Origin of the sequence: Kribbella sp. NPDC051936, assembly GCF_040680955.1 — a bacterium.
Classification (GTDB): domain Bacteria; phylum Actinomycetota; class Actinomycetes; order Propionibacteriales; family Kribbellaceae; genus Kribbella.
In genome coordinates, this window is sequence record NZ_JBFAXS010000008.1 from 570,953 (window position 1) to 593,541 (window position 22,589).

Sequence of the window (22,589 nt, forward strand, 5' to 3'; positions counted from 1 at the left end):
GCGACCGATCACAGGTCGACGAGGTCGAGGAGCTGGCCGAGTTCCTTCGAGTCCAGCTCGCGGAGCTCGCCGGTGTGCAGGTTGCCGCGGCGGACCGGACCGATCGCGATCCGGGTCAGCCGCTTCACCGGATGACCGACCGCGTCGAACATCCGCCGCACGATCCGGTTGCGGCCCTCGTGGAGCGACATCTCCACGAGGGTCCGGCCGGGCACCGTCGAGACGATCTTCACCGTGTCCGCGCGGGCCGGTCCGTCCTCGAGCTCGACACCGTCCACAAGCCTGCGCAGGACCGCGGGTTTGACGTTGCCCTCGACCTCGGCGACGTACGTCTTCGAGACCTCGTACGACGGATGCGCGAGCCGGTGCGCGAACTCACCGTGATTCGTGAGCAGCAACAGCCCTTCGGTGTCCGTGTCGAGCCGCCCGATGTGGAACAGCCGCTCCGGCCGGTCGTGCACGAAGTCCGTGATACACGGCCGCCCCTGCGGGTCGGACATCGTGGTCACGACACCGCGGGGCTTGTTGAGCACCAGGTACACGTTCGCACTCACCGGCGGGATCCGCGCCCCGTCCACCCGGATGACAGCCGTCTCAGGATCCACCCGCACCCCGAACTCCGTCACCACCCGCCCGTCGACCTCGACCCGCCCCTCCTCGATCATGATCTCCGCACTACGCCGCGAAGCCACCCCCGCCCGAGCCAACACCTTCTGCAGCCGAACCCCACCCTCATCCCCCATCCCGAACCCCACCCTCCACACGCCCACCAACATCCAAGCCCGCAGCATCTGCCTCGCCGGCACCCCCGCCCGCCGCCCCAACCGCCGTACCGCCCGACACCACGTCGTCCCCGTCCTCGTCGCCCAGCCCTGCGGCCCAGCCGCTCACCTCAGCCTCATCAGCCGCACCGTCCGCCTCCTCCGCGTCCGCGGCGTCTGCCTCGCCCGCAGGTTCGCCTGCCGGCGCGACCGTCGTACCGCCCGACACCACGTTGTCCACGTCCTCGGCGCCCGGTTCCACGGCCCAACCGCTCACCACGGCCTCATCAGCTGCGTCGCCGGATGCCTCGGCGCTTTCGGCGGACTCCGCCTGGGCCGGCGCATCTACGGTGTCGCCGTCGTCCCCGCGGTCCTCCGCGTCCAACTCGCCGCCACCGGCGGCGTACACACCGCCCGCCGCCCCGGCATCAGCCGTGCTCGCAGCAACACCACCCGACGCCTCCGCGTCCAGCTTGTCGTCCGCGCGCACGCCCTCCGCACCATCAGCGTCCGCACCCTCGACATCCAGGGCCTCGGCATCCGCGCTGTCCGCGCCCGCAACGTCGCCGTCCGGGGCCTCGAAGTCGGCGCCCTCGGCATCCGGGAGCTCGGCGCCCGGGGCCTCCGCATCCGCACCTTCGCCATCCGGAGCCTCGGCGTCGCCACCGTCGGCGTCCGCGCTCTCGGCATCTGCACCCTCGGCATCTGCACCCTCGGCATCCGCGCCCTTGGCGTCCGCACCCTCGGCGGTCGTGGTCTCGGGGGTGGGTTCTGCGGGTGGGAGGGATTGGGCGGCGAGCTCGTCCTCGATGTCGTCCATGTCGGGGAGGTACGGGGCGAGTTCGGGGAGGTCGTCGAGGGACTGCATGCCCATGCGCTCCAGGAAGTACGACGTGGTGCGGTACAGGGTCGCCTGGGACTCGGTGTCCGAGCCGGCCTCCTCGACGAGGCCGCGGGCGACGAGGGTGCGCATCACGCCGTCCACGTTCACGCCGCGGATGGCGGAGACGCGGGCGCGGCTGACGGGCTGCTTGTACGCGACAACGGAGAGGGTTTCCAGCGCGGCCTGGGTGAGGCGCGCCTGCTGGCCGTCGAGGACGAAGCGTTCGACGTACGGCGCGGCCTCGACGCGGGTGTAGTACCGCCAGCCGCCGCCCACCTCACGCAGGTCGAATCCGCGGCCCTGCTCGGTGTACTCCGCCGCCAGCTCCGCCAGCGCCCCCGCCACATCACCCGTCGGCCGCCCGACTGCGCGCGCCAGCGTCAGCACCGGCAACGGCTCGTCCGTCACCATCAGAATCGCCTCGAGCGCCCGCCGCATCGTGTCGTCGTCAACAACCACTTCATCGCCCACCGGCACCGAAGTCTGCCCCGGCGGCAAGTAATCGTCCTCATCCCCGCCGTCGGCCCCCTCCGCCCCGTCCACCGACTCGGCCCCGTCGGTGTCCCCAGCCCCCATGGAGCCGACCGCCTCGGCCGAACCACCGTCGGTCGCGTCGGTCCCGTCGGTCCCGTCGGTCCCGTCGGTCCCGTCGGTCGCGGCAGCTCCCTCTGGCAGGTCCGCGGAAGCGGCCTGGTCGGCGGCTTCGGCCGCCTGAGTCGCGTTGGAGCCGTCGGCGCCATCCGAGTGAGTCTCGTCGGAGCCGCCGGCGCCATCCGCGGGTCCGGCGGCCTCGGCCGGGCCGTCGTTGGCGGTGTAGTCGGTCGTGCCAGTCCCGTCAACACCCTCGTACGCGTCGGTCGCCTCAGCGCCGTCCGCTCCGTCGGGCAAGTCCGCGGATGCCGCCTGGTCGGCGGCTTCGGCCGCCTGAGTCGCGTTGGAGCCGTCGGCGCCATCCGCGGGATCGGCGGCCTCGGACGAGCCGTCGGTGCTGGTCGTGCCGGTCCTGTCCGCGCCGTCGGTCGCGTCGGTCGCGTCGGTCGCGTCGGTCGCGTCGGTCGCGTCGGTCGCGTCGGTCGCGTTGGTCGCGGCGGTCGCGGCGGCGCTAGCTGCCCGGGCAGTTCCCTCGGACCTGTCGGCGTCCCGGGTGGGCTCAGCCTCGTCGGAACCCTCAGCACCATCCCAGGAGTCGGTCGGATCGGGGGTGGGGGGTTGGGAGTTGGTCACTGGTCTGCCGTCTCGGTGGTGTCTGGGGCGGGGGGTTCTGGGTCGGTGTGGCTCTCGCCTGGTTCGAGGAAGTCGGGGTCGTCCTCGACGTGGGGGGCTTCGCCGGATTCGTCAGCTGGTTGCTGTTCCTCGTCGAACTCGTCGCTGACGGCGATCTCGCCCTCGTCGGTGCCGGTCCAGCGGATGGTGAGTTCGCCGAGCGGGGTGACCTGGTCGAACGACACCGCCGCCTCGCGGAACAGTTCGAGCAGCGCCAGGAACCGGCACACGGTGGTGACGGTGTCCGGCGAATCGGCCACCAGCGAACGGAACGTCGCGCTGCGCTGCCGCCGGAGCCGGTCGACGATCACTTCCGCCTGCTCCCGCACGGTGACGGCCGGCGCGTGCAGGTGGGCCAGCGAAACCCCGGGAGGTACGTCGTCCTTGGGCGCCATCGCCTTCGCGGCCAGCGCGGCCAGCCCGGCCGGATCGAGCCCGAGCAGGACCTCTGGCAGCAGCTCCGCGAACCGCGGCTCCACCCCGACGGCGCGCGGGAACCGGCGGGACTCGACGGCCATCCGCTCCTGCACCAGCGCCGCGATCTGCTTGAACGCCCGGTACTGCAGCAGCCGCGCGAACAGCAGGTCCCGCGCCTCCAGCAGCGCCAGATCCTCGTCGTCCTCGACCTCGCCCTTCGGCAGCAGCCGCGCCGCCTTCAGGTCGAGCAGCGTCGCCGCGATCAGCAGGAACTCCGACGTCTGGTCGAGGTCCCACTCGGGCCCCAGCGCCTTGATGTGGGCGATGAAGTCGTCGGTGATCACCGACAGCGCGATCTCGGTGATGTCCAGCTTGTGCTTCGAGATCAGCTGCAGCAGCAGGTCGAACGGTCCCTCGAAGTTCTCCAGGTGAACACTGAAACCCTTGCCCTCGGCAACAGCAGGCGCGCTGTCCGTACCGACGTCCAAAGGCAACGAGTCCGCGGAGGACACGGTCACTCCGACGCCTTGAGCCGCCGTACCAGCACCGAGTCCGGTCCGTGGTCGACGAAGTCGGCGAGCAGGACGTCGATCGCCTCCCGGACGATCCGGCCCCGGTCGGCCGTCAGGCCGTGTTCCGCGCGCAGCGCGAGTCTGGTCTGTTCCAGGCCGAGCAGCTCCTCCTCCGTCACGTACACGGTGATCTTCGTGTCGTGACGGATCCGACCACTCGACTTCCGGTCGTCGACGACCGTCGTACGGGACCGCACGGTGGACGGTCCGTCAGTGGTGGTGCGCTTCTCGGGTCTGGTCTGCTTCGGTGCCGCACCCCCGAAGAGTTCACTGGCACCTGGCAGGCTCACCCGGCGGGACAACGCGCCAGCACCTCCTTGGCGAGATCGCGGTACTGAGTGGCCGCGCTCGAGGACGGGGCGTACGTCGTGATGGGCTCGCCGACGACCGTGGTCTCGGGGAACTTGACGGTACGCCGAATGACGGTGTGGAAGACGCGTTCGTCGAAGGCCTGGACCACGCGGTCGAGGACCTCCCGGGCGTGCGTCGTCCGCCCGTCGAACATGGTGCCGAGGATCCCGACGATCTCCAGCTTGGGGTTGAGCCGGTCCTGCACCTTGCCGATCGTGTCGGTCAGCATCGCGAGGCCGCGGAGCGCGAAGAACTCGCACTCCAGCGGTACGACGATGCCGTTCGACGCGGTCAGCGCGTTCACCGTGAGCAGACCGAGCGACGGGGCGCAGTCGATCAGGATCACGTCGTAGTTCGGGATGATCGGGTCGAGCACGCGCTGCAGCGTGTACTCCCGCGCAACCTCCTGGACCAGCTGCACCTCGGCCGCGGACAGGTCGATGTTGGCCGGCAGCAGGTCGAGGTTCTCCACGCGGGTCGGCTGGATCACCTCGTCGGCGGTGATGTCGCGCTGCATCAGCAGGTTGTAGACCGACAGCTCCAGGTCGTGCGGCTGGACACCGAGGCCGATCGACGCGGACCCCTGCGGGTCGAAGTCGATCAGCAGCACCTTGCGACCGGTCTCGGCGATCGCCGCGCCGAGGTTGATCGTCGTGGTGGTCTTGCCGACGCCGCCCTTCTGGTTGCACATCGCGATCACCTGCGCCGGGCCGGTCTTGGTCGGGGGCTGCGGCTCCGGCAGGTCCGGCAGCGGCCGGCCGGTCGGCCCGATCTTGTGACGCGGGCCGTTCGGGTCGTTCACGGGTGCAAGGTCCTCCGCGGTCAGCTTGGCCGTCGGCTTCGGCATCTCCGCATAGTTGTCGGGCAGGGCTCGCGGCGGCGCGGGGGCCGGCCGGGGCGGGCTGCTGGGCTGGGGGGCGGGATCGGTGCTGGGGTGCGCGCTCGGCGGCGTGCTGATCGGCCGGACCGGCTCCGAGTGGTGCCCCGGAAGGTGGCCCGTCACGTGTTCGGTGCCCGGGAATGTCGACTCGTTCATGACTCGTCAAACCTTTCAACCGATACGGGCGATCCCAGCGACTGTAAGCGTGCATTCAAGCACTCTCAACCAGCCACTCCGCACCGGGGTGGGGTGGTTTGTCGACAAAGCTCCGAACCCGGCCGATCACCCTCCCTGAGTCACCAACCGTAATGAGATGATCGCACACCGTCCCGACATCGCGTGCACCGGGGTCTCAGGACGACAGCGCCCTCGGGTGGGACGTCGCGTAGACCTCGCGGAGCTTGTCCACCGTGACGAGGGTGTAGACCTGGGTCGTCGTCACGGACGCGTGTCCCAGCAGCTCCTGGACCACGCGGACGTCGGCGCCGCCGTCCAGCAGATGTGTCGCGTACGAGTGCCGCAGCGTGTGCGGGGAGATCTCCTTCGCGATACCGGCCCGCTGCGCAGCACGACGCAGCACCGTCCAGGCGCTCTGCCGGGACAGGCGGCCGCCGCGGGCGTTCAGGAACAGCGCGGGCGTACCGCGACCACGTGAGACCAGCTCGGGACGCCCACGGACCTGGTACGCCGACAACGCGTCACGGGCGTACGTGCCGACGGGCACCACGCGCTCCTTGCTGCCCTTGCCGCGCAGCAGCACCGCACCGGCGTCCAGGTCGATGTCGTCGACGTCCAGCCCGACCGCCTCGGAGATACGGGCACCGGTGCCGTACAGGAACTCCAGCAACGCAGCGTCCCGCGTAGCGAGGACGGCAGGTTCCGCTTCGGCGCCGGCGGCCGCCGCGAGGACCCTCGTCACCTCGTCGACGGACAGTGCCTTGGGCAGCCGCTGCGGCGGCGCAGGCGGTTTCACGGCCGCGGCAGGATCCACCGCGGTCAGCCCCTCGCGCACACAGAACTTGTGGAACCCACGGACCGCCACCACGGTCCGCCCCGCGCTGGACGCGGTCAGTGGCGGGTGGTCCGCGTCGCCCTCGCGCAACCGCATCAGGAAGTCGCTGATCACGGCCTCGGTGATCCGGCCGAGGTCGTCGATCCCCGAGGCAGCGAGGAAGCCGCCGTACCGGCGCAGGTCCCGCCGGTACGACGCCAGCGTGTTGGCGGCCAGGCCCCGCTCGACCGTGAGGTGGTCGAGGTAGGCGCTGACCGCCCGCGCGATGTCGTTCAGACCAGCACCTCGTCGAGCTTCAGCTGCGACAGGTCGTGCGCCTCGGCGACCGGGCCGTACGTGACGTGCCCGTCGAACGTGTTCAGGCCGAGCGCCAGGCTGTGGTCCTGCTTGAGCGCCTCCCGCCAGCCCAGGTTCGCCAGCTCGATCGCGTACGGCAGGGTGACGTTGGTGAGCGCGTACGTCGACGTGTTCGGCACCGCACCGGGCATGTTGGCCACGCAGTAGAACAGCGAGTCGTGGACCTTGTACACCGGGTCGGCGTGCGTGGTCGGGCGCGAGTCCTCGAAGCAGCCGCCCTGGTCGATGGCGATGTCGACGAGCACGCTGCCCGGCTTCATCCGGCGGACCATGTCGTTGGTGACCAGCTTCGGCGCCTTCGCACCGACCACCAGCACGGCGCCGATCACCAGGTCGGCCTCCAGGACCGCCTTCTCGATCTCGTACGCGTTCGACGCGATCGTCAGCAGGTGCCCCTGGTAGATCTGGTCGGCCTGCCGCAGCCGGGCGATGTTGCGGTCGAACAACTGCACCTGCGCCTGCATGCCGAGCGCGATCGCGGCCGCGTTCATCCCGGACACGCCGGCGCCGAGGACGACCACGCGGGCCGGGTGGACGCCGGACACGCCGCCGAGCAGCACGCCCCGGCCGCCGCCCTGCGCCATCAGGTGGTAGGCGCCGGACTGCGGGGCGAGCCGGCCGGCCACCTCGCTCATCGGCGCCAGCAGCGGCAGCGTTCCGTCCGGGAGCTGGACCGTCTCGTAGGCGATCCCGGTGGTCCCCGACTTCAGCAGCGCGTCGGTGCAGTCACGGCTGGCGGCCAGGTGCAGGTACGTGAACAGCACCTGGTCCTTCCACATCCGGTGGTACTCCTCCGCCACCGGCTCCTTGACCTTGAGCACCAGCTCCGCATCCGCCCAGACGTCGTCCGCCTGCGGCACGATCCGGGCCCCGGCGGCGACGTACTCGTCGTCCGGGATCAGCGACCCGCTGCCTGCCCCCTGCTCGATCAGAACCTCGTGCCCGCTGCGCACGAACTCGTGCACACCGGACGGGGTGATCGCCACCCGGTACTCGTGGTTCTTGACTTCCTTGGGAACTCCGACCTTCACAACTTGCCCTTCTTTCACGATCCAGGAGTGCGGCCCACGTCGTTGTGTCCGCGGCCCGGCGGTTGAGGGGTGGTTGCCAGGTCGCTGCCGAGTGTATGCCCGCGGGGTTCATACCACCCGGCCGGATGGTCTGATCGCGCCACGACACCCTGCCGGTACCCGATCGGTAACCGACCGGAAGCAGATCGGCAAGACACCGACGCGGAACGGAGACGTCTGGCTACCGTCCGGATACGGCGTCCCCGTTGACGCGGCAACCATCATTGACGGCCATTCGTGGCGGTCAGCGATGCTTGCAGTAGGACGCTTCACGAGAGGAGCACGGCGTGGCGATGGAACTGGGACACTACGGGGTCTGGCACGGAGCCCAGCACTACGGTCCGGAGCTCGCGGCAGGACTGGAGCAGGCCGGGTACGGGACCTTGTGGCTGGGCAGTTCGCCGGAAGCCGGCCTGCGCGATGCCGAGGTGTTGCTGGCCGCAACGAGTTCGGTTGCCGTCGGCACCAGCATCGTCAACATCTGGAAATCGCCGGCCGCCGACGTCGCGGCGTCGTACCACCGGCTCGAGGACGAGCACCCGGGGCGGTTCCTGCTCGGCGTCGGGATCGGGCACCGGGAGGCCACCGGCGAGTACCGGTCGCCGTACCGGACGATCGTCGGCTACCTCGACGAGCTGGACGAGGCGAAGGTGCCGGCCGACCGGCGGGCGCTGGCCGCGCTCGGCCCGAAGGTGCTGCAGCTGGCCGGCGCGCGGACGGCCGGGGCGCTCCCGTACCTGACGACGCCGGAACACACCCGTGAAGCCCGCCGGATCCTCGGCGGCGGGGTCCTGCTCGCACCCGAGCAGATGATCGTGCTGGAGACGGACCCGGACATCGCCCGCGCGACGGCGCGTGACCGGCTGGCGTCGTACCTGCAGCTGAGCAACTACACGGCGAACTTCGAGCGCCTCGGTTTCACCGCCGACGACTTCGCCGACGGCGGCAGCGACCGGTTCGTCGACGCGATGGTGCTGCACGGCTCCGCGGTCGAGGTCGCGGAGGGCCTGAAGGCGCATCTGGAGGCCGGCGCGGACCATGTCGCGATCCAGCTGCTGGGCCACGAGGGCATCGACCTGCTGCCCGGATACGAGGCGCTCGCGACCGTTCTCGGATAGGTCTTGTCCGGTAGTCCAGCGCCGTAGCGAGGAGGTGCTCGGTGCGGCGAGGTGCCGTGCCGAGTGCCCCGCAGTAGGCGCTGGACTGCCGGACAAGACCTAAGTCTTGATTCCGGGCCGGAACGGGGGAACATCAGCCTTAGGTGCACCACATCGGCGTGGTGCGCGTTGGAGGTGTTCCCCATGACTGAGCGACACGAGTTGCGATGGGGCGGCTTCGCCGGACTGGCCTTCGTGGTCCTGGCGATGCTGGGCAGGTTCCTGCCCGGTACTGCTCCGACGATCGATGACTCCGACAGCACGATCTCGAGCTGGCTGTCCGATCACCGGTCCATGATCCTGCTCAGCTCGCTGCTGTGGGCGGCCGCGGCCGGGCTGGTCATCTGGTTCGCGGCGGCCTTCGCCGAGGCGATCCGGGAGCGGGCCGAGCGCAGCGACGTCCACCTGGCCCTGCTGGCCGGTTCGGTGCTGGTCGGCGCCGCGATCTTCGTGAACGCCGGGCTCACCGCCGCGGCCGCGTTCGGCATCACCGGCCGCGACGCGGGCATCACCATGGCCCTGTACGAGCTGAGCGCGGTGATGACGACGATGATCGGCATCGCGGCGGCCCTGCCGCTGGCCGCGGCCGGGATCGGTGTGCTGCGGACGCACGTGATGCCGAACTGGCTCGGCTACCTGGCCCTGCTGGCCGCCGCGGTCTCGTTCCTGGGCGCGCTCGGCGTGTTCGCCGACTCCGGCACGTTCGTTGCCGGCGGCACGTTGATGACCACGGTCCCGCTGCTGCTGTCGGCCGTCTGGATCCTCGGCGCGAGCGGCTACATGGTCCGCGAGCACCTGCCGGAGCTGACCACCGGGGACAAGGCCGTCCCGCAGCTGTAGCTCACCGGCTAGCGCATCGTGAAGTCGGCGAAGTCGAAGCCCGGCGACACGATGCACGACACCAGCACCGCCTCGTCACCCTCGGGCCGGGCCGCCTGCCAGGCACCCGCCGGTATCACCACCTGCGGGTGCTGGCCGGCCCGTACGTCCGGCCCCAAGGTGACCGACTGTTCGTCGTACTCGAGCGTCAGCGGTCCGCCCGAGTGCCACAGCCAGAGTTCCGTCGAGCGCACTTGGTGGGACCGCGACTCCTCCCCCGGCGCCAGCAGGAAGTAGATCGCGGTCGCGCTGGCCCGGCTGCCGTCGTACCCCTCCGGTTCGAACTCGACCGGCGACCGCCACGTCTGGCGGTACCACCCGCCCTCGGGGTGCGGTTCGAGATCGAGCAGGACGGCCAGCTCCGGCTTCTGCATGGTCCGATTCTGCGGCAGAGTGCGGTTCATGACCGATCTGCCCGCTCAACTCCCTTCTGCGTACCACCGGCGGCTGCCGTACGGTGAACGCGTGTCGGCCGAGCCGTTGCTCGGCGAACCGTTCTTCCCGTTCGAAGGTGATCTCGAGGTCGTGCGGCTGGCCGATCCGGTGCTGCCCGAACCGCCGCGCCGCGGTGAGGACGGCGGCGAGCCGTGCCCGAAGTGCACGGATCCGGACAGGTCCGTGATCTGGCGCGACGCCCAGTGGTCGCTGAAGGCGTTCGAGCCGACCGGGCTGCCGCTGGTCGCGCTCCTCGAGCCGCACGAGCACTACCGCCTGGACAACCTGCCGCCCGAGCTGACCGCAACTCTCGGCCCCATGATCCAGCGCGTGGCGAAGGCGATCCAGAGCATCGACAGCGTCGCCCGGACGCATTTCAGCCGCTGGGGCGACGGCAGCGAGCACTTCCACCTGTGGTTCCTCGCCCGCCCGCTCGGCATGATGCAGCTGCGCGGCGCGATGATCGCGGCCTGGGACGACATGCTGCCGAAGATCCCCGCCGCCGAATTCACCGCGAATACCCGCCGGGTCGCCGCCGCCCTCGCCGAGGACGGCGGCGAAGCGATCGGCTAGCTAGCGGGTGCCCAGGGAGCGGGCGATCAGGATGTCGCTCTTGCGAACCGGCGCGCCGTCGACACCGTCCGGGTCGTCGGGCGTCGGGGCGATCCCGCCGGCCGCCACCCGGTCGAGCGTGGCGAGCCCGAGCCGGTCGACCGAGCCGAAGACCGTGTAGTTCGGTCGCAGCCGGGAGTCGGCGAAGACCAGGAAGAACTGCGAGCCGTTGGTGTCCGGGCCGGCGTTCGCCATCGCAAGCGTGCCGCGTGCGTACACCTTCCGCTCGCCGGTCGGGTCGTCCGGCCAGTTCGGCAGGTCGGTGGGCAGCTCGTCCTTGTACGAGTAGCCGGGCCCGCCCTCGCCCGTACCGCTCGGGTCGCCGCACTGCAGCACCTTCAGCGTCGGGTACAGCGTGAGCCGGTGGCACGTGGTGAAGTCGTAGAACCGGCTCTTCGCCAGGTGCATGAAGCTCTGCACCGTGCACGGCGCCTTCGCCCGGTCCAGTGACAGGATCATCGGCCCCTGGCTGGTGGCGACGACGACCCTGACGATCCCCTGGTCCGGTGTATGCGCCGGGTCCGGCGGCAGCGACACCGGCCGGGCCGGCGGATCGTCCGGCGTCGACGTGTAGCCACAGGGTCCATTAGTGCTGGTCGGCGTACCGGCCGCGTCAGCTGGTGCGGTCGCCACCAGCACACTGGCTAGCACACTGGCCACTGTCAGCACCGCGATCACGATGGTCTTCCTCATCAATTCCCTCCCGCAACGGTGAAGATCCGTAAGTCACGATTCGTAGGCAGCCTGATACTCACCGGGGTCTGAGTCAACGTCACAGGTGCGGTGGCGAAGATGTGTGTGGTGACGTTGTCCTTCCCGCCGCCGGACTCGTTGCGGTACGGCGTGGTGGCGACGATGACGTTGCCGTAGTGCAGGGTGTCGCCCCCACCGCCCAGCGTCCAGTCGCTGAAGGACAGGTCGATCTGCGACGTCGTGCCGTCGGCGTAGTTGAGCGTCGCGGTCGTCTGCTGGTTGCCGTTGACCGCGCTGCCGACGAAGGACAGCTTCGTCGTACCGGCAGGCAGGTCGAGGTTGAGCAGCTGCCCGTCGGCCGGCACGTTGTCCGGGTCGCCGGCGGGTACGTCGGGCCAGGTGAAGCTGAGGCCCTGGAGCGTACCTGCACCGCCCGCGGTCAGACCGGCCGCGGCCAGTGCCTGACGGGAGTAGCTGACGCCGCCGCCGTCGTAGTCCGCCTCGGTGTGGTCGCCGGCGTCGTCGGAGATGCCTACGCCCTCACGGAGTACGAAGAACGAGTTCGGCTGCCCGACGACGACCGTGAAACCGACTTGTGGCAGGGCGGTTCCGTCCGCCGCCTTCATCTGCACTGTGACCGGGTAGCGGCCGTCCGGCGTACCATCGGCCGCTGCGATCGTCACTGACGCGCTACCGACCTTGTCGACGTGGAACGTGCCGGTAGTAGGTGTCGCGGTGAGACCGGGAGGTGTCTTGAGCGTGTAGGTGACGTCCTGGGCCGTCCCACTCAGCCGGTACGCCTGCAGTGCGACGGGTGCGCTGGTCGTGCCGGGTGCGACCACCAGACGGCTCGTGTCGGTGGAGGTCTGGAACGGGATCTCACCGGTCCGCCACGACGGCGGCGCGTCGGTCGCACCCCAGCTCTTGTCGGCCGTCGTACCAAGGGTGAAGTCCAGCGTCCCGCCACGCTGCACGAACGACTCCGGCAGCCACGGCTTGGTCGACGTCTTCCCGTTCACCTTCAGGGACTGGACGTACTGCGCGTCCGCGCCGGCCGCATTGATCCGGATCGTGTTGCCGTCGCGATGGATCACCGCCCGCGGAAACAGCGGCGCCGCGAGCTGGAGCTCGGCGCGGCTCGGCACGTCCGGGTACAGGCCGAGCGCGGTCCACACGTACCACGACGACATCGCGCCGAGGTCGTCGTTGCCGGGGATCCCGCCGGTGCTGGTGTTCCACAGCTGGTTCATTGCCTGCCGCAACGTCTCCTGCGTCTGGTACGGCCGGCCGGTGTAGTTGTAGATCCAGGGCGTGTTGATCGACGGCTCGTTGTCCATCTCGGCGTGCAGTTCGCCCGCTCCGGTCAGCGCCCAGGTCCCGTCCGGGTTCTTGAAGAACGCGTCCAGCCGCTGGTTCACCGCGTCCGCGCCGCCCATCGCGTCGACCAGTCCGGCCCGGTTGTGCGGCACCATCCACGTGTACTGCGCGCTGCTGCCCTCGGCGAACCCGTCGTACGTCGACGGCGTGAACGCGGGCCAGGCCCCGTTGTCGTCGCGGTTCTGGACGTAGCCGCCGTTGGCCGGGTTGAACACGTTCTGCCAGTACTGCGACCTGGCGAGGAACTGCTGGTACGTCGCCTTGTCGCCGGTGCGCTGCGCGAGTTGCGCGAGGGCGAAATCGGCCGTGACGTCCTCGAGCGTCTCGACCGCACCGCCCCAGGCGTTGGACTTGGTCGGTATGTAGTGCAGCGCCAGGTACTTGTCGAGCGACGGGCGCTGACCGATCGACATGACCGGCTTGCCCGCCGAGCTGAGGTCCTTCTCGGTCGGAACGGTCGCTGCCTTCACCAGCGACTTCAGAGCTTGTGACGCGTCGAAGTTCGTCCCGCCGAATGCATAGATTCCCGCGACGGCCGGTACGGACGGGTCGCCGGTCATGACCGCCGTACTGCCGGACGCATGGGTCCAGCGGTCCCAGACGCCGCCGTTGTACGTCGCTTGGTTGAACAGCGACTGTGCGATGTCGCCGGCTCGCTCCGGCTCCAGCAACGTCACCAGTTGCAGCTGCGACCGGTACACGTCCCAGCCCGAGAAGGTCGCGTACTGCGCCTGCTGCCCACGCGAGAGGTAGTGCGGTTTCTGGTCGAAGCCCCAGTACTGGCGGTTGACGTCGCTGAACACGTTCGGGTGCAGCAGCGCGTGGTAGAGCGCGGTGTAGAACGTGGTGCGCTGGTCCGTCGTACCACCGGTCACCTCGATGCGGTCGAGCTGGTTTCGCCACGTCTGCCGGGCTTTCGCGGCCGTCATGCCGACCGACGTACCGCGCGGGTTCTCGGCGCGCAGGTTCGCGAGCGCGTTGGCGGTGCTGACGTAGGAGATGCCGATCCGCATCGACACCTTGTCGCCGGCGAATCCGACGTACCCGCCGGAGCCCTTGTTCGGCGGCATCCAGCCGTCGGCGCCGTACGTCGTACCGCCGCTCGCCTCGCTGCTGCCCGGCGTGACCGTGGTGTCGGTCCAGGTGCCCTGGTTCGTGAACGGCTGGTCGAACTCGGCGACGAAGTGCAGCGTGTAGTAGCTCCTCCGTCCGACGCTGGCCAGGTACCCGCAGAAGTTGCCGCTGGTCACCGACCCGCTGACCGTCCGGTGCGCGGCGTCGATGCTGATCTGCGCGGCGCTCGATCCGACCTCGGAGTTCGACGTACGGAACATCAGCGTCTTGGCCTTGTCCGCCGGGAAGGTGAACGCCGCCGACCCGGTGCGCGTGGTGGCCGCGAGCTCGGCCGTGACGCCCGAGTCGAGCCCGACCTTGTAGTAGCCCGGCTCGGCGATCTCGTTGGCGTGGCTGTACGTCGAGGAGTAGACCTCGTCCTTCGCATCGCTCTGCGGTGAGCTCGTCACGTCCCCCGCGAGCGGGAAGACCGGGATGTCGCCCGATCCGCCCGCGCATCCGGTCCCGCTCATGTGGGTGAGGCTGAAGCCGCGGATCTTGGTCGCCGAGTACAGGTACCCGCCCGGCGCGGCCGTCCGGTACGCGTTCCCCCGGCTCGTCTCCGGACTGAACGAGAACATCCCGAACGGCAGCACCGCACCGGGAAACACGTTTCCGGCGTTGGTCGTGCCGATCAGCGGATCCACATGCTCGGTCGGATCGACCGAACTGGTCGTGATCCGGCTCATGGCCGCAGCCTCCGCCGACCGGGAGCCGGCGATCGCCGGATCAGGCGGCGTCGCCGTCGTCGGATGATCATCCGGACCAGGCGGTGACGGTGTAGGCACGGCCTGAGCCGCGGGTGTGAGAGCTGTGATCAGAACGCCGGCGAGCACCAGGCTCGCAGCACGGGACAGCACCGAACGACGCATGGGCGGACCAACCTTCGAGGATTGGGTGACATCGTTGTCAGAGGTGTACCTGTTTCCGTCTGCCCGGTCAAGGGGTCGCCGACCTGTGCCGCGGCTGAGAAGGCCTGCGACTTTGGTCCCGTCCCCTGGAGTCCAACGGCTCTGCCTGCACGAGACTGCCGCGCCGACGGTGAGAGAAAAGTCGACCCCCGGAGGTGGAGTGATGGCCGGCCACTACGTTCATTGGGGCGTCATCCAGATCTCGGTCACCAATCTGGTGATCATCCTGGCGATGCTGGTGGTGTTCGCACTCGCGATCGCCGTTCCGTTCCGGCACGGCGACGAGGATCAGGACCGGCCATGACGTCGGTCGCCGGCCGGACGGCCGCGCACGAGCACGACCGGCCCACCAGGAGCAACTGGACGGCCCGGCTGCGGACCCGGGTCGGCAGGACGGTTCCACCTGGGCAACTCCTCCCGGATCGCCAACCGGTGTACGTCAACTCGTGGATCTACGTCTTCGGCGCGCTGACCCTGGCCGCCCTGCTGATCGTCCTCGGCACGGGAGCGGTGCTGGCCCTGGGCGGTCCGACCTGGTGGCACACCTCGTCGACCGGGCACTTCGTGAACTCGCTGCACCTGTGGAGCACCGAACTGTTCTTCGCGTTCATGGTGATCCACCTCTGGGGGAAGTTCTTCATGGCCGCCTGGCGGGGCCGGCGCGCGCTCACCTGGATCACGGGCGTGATCGCGTTCGTGGGGTCGATCGGCACGGCGTTCACCGGGTACCTCTCGCAGTCGAACTTCGACTCCCAGTGGATCAGCGCCCAGGCCAAGGACGGTCTCAACTCGGTCGGCATCGGCGCCTGGTTCAACGTGCTCGACCCCGGACAGATGCTGATGTGGCACATCTCCCTGCTGCCGGCTGCCATCGGCCTCCTGGTGGTCCTCCATGTGATCCTGGTCAGACGGCACGGCGTCGTGCCACCGATCGACGCCGAGACGACGGCCGAGAACGCGGCGATCGCGGAGGATCCCGGCGACGGGGAGGCCTCGTCATGACCGCCGTACGCCGAACGCCGGACGCCCACGATTTCCCGACCCGCTCCTACGACCTGGTGAAGGAGTTCGTCGTCGCATTGATCGTCGTGGCGGTCCTCACCACGGTCCTGGCCGCCGTGTTCTCGTCCCCCGACGAGAAGCCGATCACGCTGTCGGGCTGGGCCCGGCAGGCGCCGAACGACGTCGTGGCGACCGCGGCCGGCGAGCTCGCCGGTACGACCACCAGCGCGGAGTACGGACCGCCGTACAACAACGCAGCCTCCGGGCAGGTTCTGGGTCCCGTCGAGCTGCAGAAATGGGCCGGCGTGCGGATACCGGTCGACTCGGCGAACGATCTGGTGCTCACACCGCTGCGCGGGATCGGTGGCGACCAGGAGTTGAGGAGCGCACTGGCCACTTGGAGCTCGGCGTCGGCCAGTCAGCAGCAGGAATGGGCAGCGACGTACGCCGATGCGTTGGCCGCGGCACCGGACGGCGATCCCGGCGCGGTGCGGGCCTCAGCAGCTTTCGGACCGGTCCCGGTCCTGACCGCGAAGTTCCTGCAACTGGCCCGGTCCGGTGGCCTGGAGGGCGCCCTCGATGCCCACGGCAACTTCTACCAGGGAGACGCGACCCGAGGCCTCTTGCTGCTCTCGGACGGCGCGTATCTGGAGGACCAGGCGCGGGCCAGGAACCTGGGCGGCGACCAGTGGGGCATGATGAACGAGACCGGCAACTATCCGGGTCAGCCCTGGATGTGGCTGTACACCTTCTGGTACCAGGTGAAACCGTTCTCGACGTCGGACAACGCCGATGCGCAGGTCTGGGCGCTGATGATGGTGCTGACCCTCGCACTGGCCCTGGTGCCGTTCATCCCCGGCATCCGGTCGATCCCACGCTGGGTCGGGCTGCACCGCCTGATCTGGCGCGACTACTACCGCCGCCCCGGCCGCTCCACCTGAGCGGCCGGACAACAGCACGGGCGCCGCTACGCCTCGGGCTTCAGGTCCTTGGCCGGCCAGGGGCTGTCGGCGGGGCGGAGGGTGTCGAAGCCGGGGCCGTTGAGGGCGGTCCAGGCGGCCAGGGCGCCCATGATGAGGATGGGGTTCTGGAGGTGGCCGGCCAGGGCGGCGGCGACGACGTCGAGGAGCGGGGCCCAGACGGTTTCCATGTCGGCCTCCTCGTGGAGGCGTTCGAAGGACTCGTCGGCGGGTGACAGGTCGCGGGCCAGGAAGATCCGGACCGCCTCGTTCGTCAGGCCGGGTGAGGTGAACGCGTCGATCAGGATCCGCCAGTCGGCGGCCTTGGTCGCGGTCTCCTCCCACAGCTCGCGCTCGGCGCCCGAACGGTACTGCTCCCCCTGGACATCGAGGAGCCCGGCCGGTGCCTCGAGCAGCTTGTAGCCGACCGGGTGCCGGTACTGGCGTACGAGCAGCATCCGGTTGTTCTCGTCCAGCGCGACCACGCCGACCGCTCCGGGATGCACGACGACATCCCGGACGAACTGCTCACCGACGGGCGGCTCGATGGTGTCGCGCCGGACCGAGATCACCCGTCCGGTCTCGTGCACGGTCTCCGACGCCGACACCGGCCAGCGCTCGGGCTGGTCCGCCAGCCCGGCGCCGAACCGCAACTCCGGGTAGTCCGTCATCGAGCCTTGACCGCCGTCTTCTCAGCCTTCTTGGCGGCCGGCTTGGGGTCCTCGACCGGGAGCCGGGACTCGCGCTGGCGGTCCAGCGCGGCCGCGACCAGCCCGGAGAACAGCGGGTGCGGCTTGGTCGGCCGCGACCGCAGCTCCGGGTGCGCCTGGGTGGCCACGAAGTACGGGTGCACAGAGCGGTCCAGCTCGATGAACTCCACCAGTTCGCGGTCCGGCGACAGCCCGCTGAACACCAGCCCGGCGGTCTCCAGCTTGTCCCGGTAGGCGTTGTTCACCTCGTAGCGGTGCCGGTGCCGCTCCTGCACCGACGGGGCGCCGTACAGCGCGCGGACGATCGAGCCGTCGGCCAGGTTCGCCGGGTACAGCCCGAGCCGCATGGTGCCGCCCATGTCGCCGGTGCCGGAGACGATGTGCTTCTGCTCCTCCATGGTCGCGATCACCGGCTGCTCCGCGTCCGGGTCGAACTCGCTGGAGTTCGCCTGGTCCAGGCCGGCCAGGTGCCGGGCGACCTCGATCACCATGCACTGCAGGCCGAGGCAGAGCCCGAGGATCGGCACCCCCTGCTCGCGGGCGTACCGGATCGCGCCGATCTTGCCCTCGATCCCGCGCACCCCGAACCCGCCCGGGATGCAGATCGCGTCGACGTCTCCGAGCAGCCGGGCCGCGGCCTCGGGCGTGGCGCACTCGTCGGAGGCGATCCAGCGCAGGTTCACCTTGGCGTCGTTGTCGAAGCCGCCCGCACGCAGCGCCTCGGCGACCGACAGGTACGCGTCCGGCAGGTCGATGTACTTGCCGACCAGCGCGACCGTGACGTCGTCCTTCGGGTGGTGCACGACCCGCAGCAGTTCGTCCCAGCGGGTCCAGTCGACGTCGCGGAACGGCAGGTTCAGGCGGCGGACGACGTACGCGTCGAGGCCCTCGGCGTGCAGCACCTTGGGGATGTCGTAGATCGACGGCGCGTCGGGCGCCGCGACCACGGCCTCGGTGTCGACGTCGCACATCAGCGAGATCTTCCGCTTCACGCCGTCCGGGATCGGCCGGTCGGAGCGGCAGACGACCGCGTCCGGGGCGATACCGATCGAGCGCAGCGCGGCGACCGAGTGCTGGGTCGGCTTGGTCTTCAGCTCGCCGCTCGGCGCGAGGTACGGGACCAGCGAGATGTGCAGGAAGAACACGTTGTCGCGGCCGACGTCGTGCCGGACCTGGCGGGCCGCCTCGAGGAACGGCAGCGACTCGATGTCACCGACGGTGCCGCCGATCTCGTGCAGGACGACGTCCACGTCCGGGCCCGCCATCGCGAGCATCCGTTCCTTGATCTCGTTGGTGATGTGCGGGATCACCTGGACGGTGTCGCCGAGGTACTCGCCGCGGCGCTCCTTGGCGATCACGCTGGAATACACCTGGCCGGTGGTCACGTTCGCCACGGCCGACAGGTCGCGGTCCAGGAAGCGCTCGTAGTGGCCGATGTCCAGGTCGGTCTCGGCGCCGTCGTTGGTGACGAACACCTCGCCGTGCTGGAACGGGTTCATGGTGCCGGGATCGACGTTCAGGTACGGATCCAGCTTCTGCATGGTGACCCGGATGCCGCGCGCCGTCAGCAGACTGCCGAGGCTGGACGCCGTCAGTCCCTTGCCGAGACTGGAGGCCACGCCGCCGGTGACGAATACGTGCTTGGTCTGCTGGGAATTCAAAGCCCTGTCCACGGGCCTCCAGCCTACCTCTTGTCAACCACCGGTCGCGACGAGACCCGCGTAGATGTCGAGCAGATTCTTCGCCACCGCGTCCTCGTCCATCCACCGCGCAGCCAATTCCCGGCCACGTGTCCGCATAGCGTTCGCCGTGTCGGGCTCCGCCAGGACCGCCCGTACGCCGTCCGCGAGCCCGTCCGCGTCACCGGGGAACGCGAGGACGGCGCTGTCGCCGACCAGCTCGGGGATGCCGCCGACCGCGGTCGCCACCACGGGTACGCCGACCTGCATCGCCTCCTGCAGCACGAGTGCGCGGGCCTCCCAGTGTGATGTGAGCAGAAACACATCGGCCGCACCTAGCAGATCGGCCACATCGGCGCGATGACCGAGCAACCGGACCGGCAGCTGCTCCGCGTCGATCCGTGCCTGCAGGTTGTCCCGCAGCGGGCCGTCACCGACGACCACGAACGCGGCGTCCGGGGTCGACTCCTGGATGCGGGCCGCCACGGACAGCAAGGTCGGGTAGTCCTTCTGCGGCGCCAGGCGCCCCACAGTGAGCACCACACGACGATCGCCGAGGCCGAGTTCCCGGCGTACCTCGGCTCGCGGCGTCCGGATCCGCGGCATCGCCGGCGCGGCTACCGGTGCCAGTTGCGCGGTGCGGGCGCCAAGGCTCTTGGCGAGCTCCACAAGGTCGCTGGACGCGCCCAGGGTCAGATCGGCACCTCTGGCAACCAACCGCTGCCCCATCCGCATCACAAGGCCCTTGGGGCCTGGTGTGATCACGGCGTTGTGCCAGGTGACGACCAGCGGGCGCAGCCTCGACCGGTCGCGGAGCGCGGTCATGCCGGCGCGGTAGCCGTGCGCGTGGATCACGTCGCAGCCACGCAGTCCGGCGGCCTGGGAGACGACGGTCGCCGGAGCGAAGTCGAAGTGCTCGGCCGTGCCCGGCGGGGCGCACACCAGCACCTCGTGACCGGCGCTCACGAACCGCGGCACCAGCGAGGCGACGTGCTGCCCGATGCCGCCCCGCGACTCCGCGAGCAGCAGCCCGATCCTCATGCTTTCTCCCGTCGTACGAGTGCGCGGGCGTCCGCGCGATCCAATGCAAGCACGACCACGGCGTACACGACGACGACCGCCAGCCCGGAGAGGGCAGCGAAGACCACGGACTTACCGACGCCGGCGTCTCCAGCGGGCACCGATACAGCCCAGCCTGCCGCTCCAGCCAGTACGGCACCTGTCAACGCGGCCAACGACGCACGGGGGAATCCGGCGATCGCACCGCCTCCCGCCTCGCGCCGCAGGACCAGCAGCAGTACGACGGCACCGGCCACCATCCCGACCGACATGGCCGCCGCCAAGGCGGGCACTGCGGCCCACTGGGCAGTCAGCACCACACTGGCAACCGCAACGAGCACCCACGCACCAGAGGTCACAACGGCCACCTCACGCCCGCGGTGTCGCGCGTAGAGGACCCGACCGACGTGCATGAGTACGGCGAACCCGATCGCCGCCGGCGCGAAGAACATCAACGCGTCCACAAGTGTCGACGCCCGCGACTCCTGCACCGCGCCGTCGTCGTACGCGAAGATCCGCGCGACAGGGACCGCCGTACCGACGAGCAGTGCGGCCCCGGCCCCGCCCGCGAGCATGACAGCTCGCGTGGACCCCGCCGCGTAGTGGTCGAAGCCCTCTCCTGAGTCGAATGCGGCTGCCAGCCGCGGGAACACGGCCGTGGTGATCGGCACAGCCAGCACCGCGTACGGCAGCAAATAGACCGCGTTCGCCCACGTGTAGACGGCGATGCTGCCTGCTACGCCACGGTGGTTGGCCAGGTACGTCGTCACGACGAAGGTGAGCTGTTGCGCGACCAGCACTGCCAGGCCGGCGAGTGCGAGTCTCCGCAGTACTGGTCCGACGCCAGGGTCGAGCCGGAGCGTCGGTCTGATCGGCAGCCGGAGCAGCAGCATCGGAATCAGCACTGTCAGCGCGAGCGCGAGCACACCAGCCGTAGTACCCCAGGCGAGCAGGTCAGTAGCGCTTTGCGAGGCGACATCCGCATTCGGTGCCGCCGCGGCGAATACGAAATAGGTGCCGACGACGACCAGACTCGAGATCAGCGGCGCCAACGCACCGGCCGCGAACCGCTTGTGGGACTGGAGAACCGCGGTCGCGATCACCGCCACGGCGTACCCGAAGACCTGCGGTACGAAGATGGCGAGCATCCGCGTCGCGGTCCCCGTCGAGGAGCCGCAATCGGCTCCGGGGTCGAGCATCGCGTCGGTGTACTGCCCGGCCAGCAGCCAAGCCAGCAGGGCGACCGGGGTCAGCAGCACGAACGACCAGGACAGCAACGCCCCGATGATGCGGCCCTGCGCCGCCTTGTCCCCCCGAGTGACCGGTCCGGCCAGCACCGGGATCACGGCACCCGCGAGCGCTCCACCGGCGACCACTTCGAACAGGATGTTCGGCAGCTGGTTCGCCGTCGTGTAAGCCTCGGCCAGACAGCCCGCACCGACCGTCTTCGAGAACACCAGCCAACGCCCGAAGCCCACAACCCGTGCGAGCACAGTGACCCCAGCCACCAGCAATGCCGCCCGCGCGATCCGAGCGCCTGTGGAACTGTTCCGCCCGGAGGGCGTGTTGGACGAGCCGTCGGCTCCCCCGGTGTCGGCTGGGTGGTCGGTGCCCGGGCCGTCCTTGTTCACCTGGGGCGTCGGCCCCACTGGTCGATCTTGTCGAGGACGGGGGTGTCGGCGATGACCTTGGTGAAGCTGACTTTCTCGCTGGCCAGGTTGAGGCCGACGACGGCCGCCAGCACGAGGGCCTTCAGCGGACGCGGCAGCGACGCGGCGAGCGCCGTACCGGTGATGGCGCCCAGACCGTTCGCGCCGCAGTCGCCGAGCATCGAGCGCTCGCCGAGGTCGGACGGCGCAGAAGCGGCAGCGGCGCCGACGACGGCGCCGGCCGGACCGCTGACGACGGCGAGCGGCGCGTTCACCGCGGCCACGGCCTTCAGCGCGCGCCCCGGACGCAGGTCGAGCAGGTTGGTGAGGTTCGCCGTACCGGCGATCAGGGCGCCGTCGGCAACGACCCCGGCGAACGCCTGCACGCCGCGCGACTTGCGCGGCAGCAACGCCGCGGCCGCGATCCCGGCCGCGCCGACACCGAGGATCTTCACCGCGCCGCTGGTCACCTCGCCGCGCCGCAACGCGCTCAGGTGACCGCGAAAACCCTTCGCCTGTGTCGTTCCGCGCAGATCGTCGTACGCGCCGACCGCGCCCGACACGGCGCCGGCGACCAGTGCCGCCGCCTTCACCTTGCCGTTGCCGCGCGACGCCGCGACGCCGGCCAGCGCACCGAGCACCGCGACCGGGCCCTCGAGCAGCGTCACCGGCTCACCCCGGTGATTGGTGCGCTCGAACGGCTCCCGGTTCTCCTTGGGCAGCTTCTCCGCCGCGCGCTCCAGCCCGGCGGTAGCGGCCGCGGCGATGGCGGCGCTGAGAATTCCCAC

General features: G+C 69.9%; 21 protein-coding genes. 6 read left to right on the top strand and 15 right to left on the bottom strand.

Annotation, left to right across the window (positions count from 1 at the left end):
- Positions 1–8 precede the first annotated feature (8 nt).
- From AB0L64_RS30120 to ald, 7 genes are all read right to left on the bottom strand, one after another.
- Entirely contained in the window at positions 9–743 is a 735-nt protein-coding gene (locus AB0L64_RS30120) for a pseudouridine synthase (RefSeq protein WP_363715472.1), read from the bottom strand.
- Positions 733–2,868, bottom strand: coding sequence for an SMC-Scp complex subunit ScpB (gene scpB / locus AB0L64_RS30125; RefSeq protein ID WP_363715474.1), 2,136 nt, complete (start codon positions 2,866–2,868; stop codon positions 733–735). The genes AB0L64_RS30120 and scpB overlap by 11 nt, the downstream gene beginning before the upstream one ends.
- A complete protein-coding gene (locus AB0L64_RS30130; RefSeq protein WP_363715546.1) occupies positions 2,865–3,812 on the bottom strand; it encodes a segregation/condensation protein A in 948 nt (315 codons plus the stop codon). The genes scpB and AB0L64_RS30130 overlap by 4 nt, the downstream gene beginning before the upstream one ends.
- 26 nt (positions 3,813–3,838) lie before the next feature.
- Entirely contained in the window at positions 3,839–4,198 is a 360-nt protein-coding gene (locus tag AB0L64_RS30135) for a hypothetical protein (protein WP_355700160.1), read from the bottom strand.
- A complete protein-coding gene (locus AB0L64_RS30140) occupies positions 4,183–5,283 on the bottom strand; it encodes a ParA family protein (RefSeq protein WP_363715476.1) in 1,101 nt (366 codons plus the stop codon). The genes AB0L64_RS30135 and AB0L64_RS30140 overlap by 16 nt, the downstream gene beginning before the upstream one ends.
- Before the next feature lie 196 nt (positions 5,284–5,479).
- Positions 5,480–6,415: a site-specific tyrosine recombinase XerD gene (xerD, locus tag AB0L64_RS30145; RefSeq protein ID WP_363715549.1), complete on the bottom strand. Its 936-nt coding sequence runs from the start codon at positions 6,413–6,415 to the stop codon at positions 5,480–5,482.
- Positions 6,412–7,527, bottom strand: a complete 1,116-nt coding sequence (gene ald, locus AB0L64_RS30150) for an alanine dehydrogenase (protein WP_363715478.1) — start codon at positions 7,525–7,527, stop codon at positions 6,412–6,414. Before ald ends, xerD begins: the two co-directional genes overlap by 4 nt.
- A 332-nt stretch (positions 7,528–7,859) precedes the next feature.
- Between ald and AB0L64_RS30155 the strand changes: the two genes are divergently transcribed.
- Together AB0L64_RS30155 and AB0L64_RS30160 are read left to right on the top strand one after the other, a co-directional pair.
- The gene (locus AB0L64_RS30155) at positions 7,860–8,684 is read left to right on the top strand and encodes an LLM class F420-dependent oxidoreductase (RefSeq protein ID WP_363715551.1); all 825 of its coding nucleotides are present in this window, start codon (positions 7,860–7,862) and stop codon (positions 8,682–8,684) included.
- A gap of 183 nt (positions 8,685–8,867) precedes the next feature.
- Positions 8,868–9,563: a hypothetical protein gene (locus tag AB0L64_RS30160; RefSeq protein WP_363715480.1), complete on the top strand. Its 696-nt coding sequence runs from the start codon at positions 8,868–8,870 to the stop codon at positions 9,561–9,563.
- Positions 9,564–9,571: 8 nt separating this feature from the next.
- Here AB0L64_RS30160 and AB0L64_RS30165 read toward each other — a convergent pair whose 3' ends face one another.
- Complete coding sequence (locus AB0L64_RS30165) at positions 9,572–9,976, bottom strand: cupin domain-containing protein (protein WP_363715482.1); 405 nt, start codon at positions 9,974–9,976, stop codon at positions 9,572–9,574.
- Between the two features lie 28 nt (positions 9,977–10,004).
- Here AB0L64_RS30165 and AB0L64_RS30170 point away from each other — a divergent pair, with 28 nt between their 5' ends.
- Complete coding sequence (locus AB0L64_RS30170) at positions 10,005–10,610, top strand: hypothetical protein (RefSeq protein WP_363715484.1); 606 nt, start codon at positions 10,005–10,007, stop codon at positions 10,608–10,610.
- Here the strand turns inward: AB0L64_RS30170 and AB0L64_RS30175 are convergent, their stop codons facing one another.
- Positions 10,611–11,342 (bottom strand): peptidylprolyl isomerase, encoded by a 732-nt coding sequence (locus AB0L64_RS30175; RefSeq protein WP_363715486.1) that lies wholly within the window; start codon positions 11,340–11,342, stop codon positions 10,611–10,613.
- Positions 11,342–14,521 carry a GH92 family glycosyl hydrolase gene (locus tag AB0L64_RS30180; RefSeq protein ID WP_363715488.1) on the bottom strand — a complete coding sequence of 1,060 codons (3,180 nt, stop codon included), beginning with the start codon at positions 14,519–14,521 and terminating at the stop codon, positions 11,342–11,344. Before AB0L64_RS30180 ends, AB0L64_RS30175 begins: the two co-directional genes overlap by 1 nt.
- Positions 14,522–14,906: 385 nt before the next feature.
- Between AB0L64_RS30180 and AB0L64_RS30185 the strand changes: the two genes are divergently transcribed.
- Genes AB0L64_RS30185 through AB0L64_RS30195 form a run of 3 tightly spaced genes read left to right on the top strand, consistent with a single transcriptional unit; the run spans position 14,907 to position 16,686 of the window.
- On the top strand, positions 14,907–15,047 hold the full coding sequence (locus AB0L64_RS30185) for a hypothetical protein (RefSeq protein ID WP_359929813.1): 141 nt from the start codon (positions 14,907–14,909) through the stop codon (positions 15,045–15,047).
- Entirely contained in the window at positions 15,044–15,745 is a 702-nt protein-coding gene (locus AB0L64_RS30190; protein WP_363715491.1) for a cytochrome b N-terminal domain-containing protein, read from the top strand. Before AB0L64_RS30185 ends, AB0L64_RS30190 begins: the two co-directional genes overlap by 4 nt.
- Positions 15,742–16,686, top strand: a complete 945-nt coding sequence (locus AB0L64_RS30195; protein ID WP_363715493.1) for a hypothetical protein — start codon at positions 15,742–15,744, stop codon at positions 16,684–16,686. The genes AB0L64_RS30190 and AB0L64_RS30195 overlap by 4 nt, the downstream gene beginning before the upstream one ends.
- A gap of 26 nt (positions 16,687–16,712) precedes the next feature.
- Here the strand turns inward: AB0L64_RS30195 and AB0L64_RS30200 are convergent, their stop codons facing one another.
- Genes AB0L64_RS30200 through AB0L64_RS30220 form a run of 5 tightly spaced genes read right to left on the bottom strand, consistent with a single transcriptional unit; the run spans position 16,713 to position 22,589 of the window.
- The gene (locus tag AB0L64_RS30200; RefSeq protein WP_363715495.1) at positions 16,713–17,375 is read right to left on the bottom strand and encodes an NUDIX hydrolase; all 663 of its coding nucleotides are present in this window, start codon (positions 17,373–17,375) and stop codon (positions 16,713–16,715) included.
- Positions 17,372–19,087, bottom strand: a complete 1,716-nt coding sequence (locus tag AB0L64_RS30205; protein ID WP_363715497.1) for a CTP synthase — start codon at positions 19,085–19,087, stop codon at positions 17,372–17,374. The genes AB0L64_RS30200 and AB0L64_RS30205 overlap by 4 nt, the downstream gene beginning before the upstream one ends.
- Positions 19,088–19,108: 21 nt before the next feature.
- A complete protein-coding gene (locus AB0L64_RS30210; protein WP_363715499.1) occupies positions 19,109–20,134 on the bottom strand; it encodes a glycosyltransferase family 4 protein in 1,026 nt (341 codons plus the stop codon).
- Positions 20,131–21,801, bottom strand: a complete 1,671-nt coding sequence (locus AB0L64_RS30215) for a lipid II flippase MurJ (protein ID WP_363715500.1) — start codon at positions 21,799–21,801, stop codon at positions 20,131–20,133. The genes AB0L64_RS30210 and AB0L64_RS30215 overlap by 4 nt, the downstream gene beginning before the upstream one ends.
- Positions 21,780–22,589: a hypothetical protein gene (locus tag AB0L64_RS30220; RefSeq protein WP_363715502.1), complete on the bottom strand. Its 810-nt coding sequence runs from the start codon at positions 22,587–22,589 to the stop codon at positions 21,780–21,782. Before AB0L64_RS30220 ends, AB0L64_RS30215 begins: the two co-directional genes overlap by 22 nt.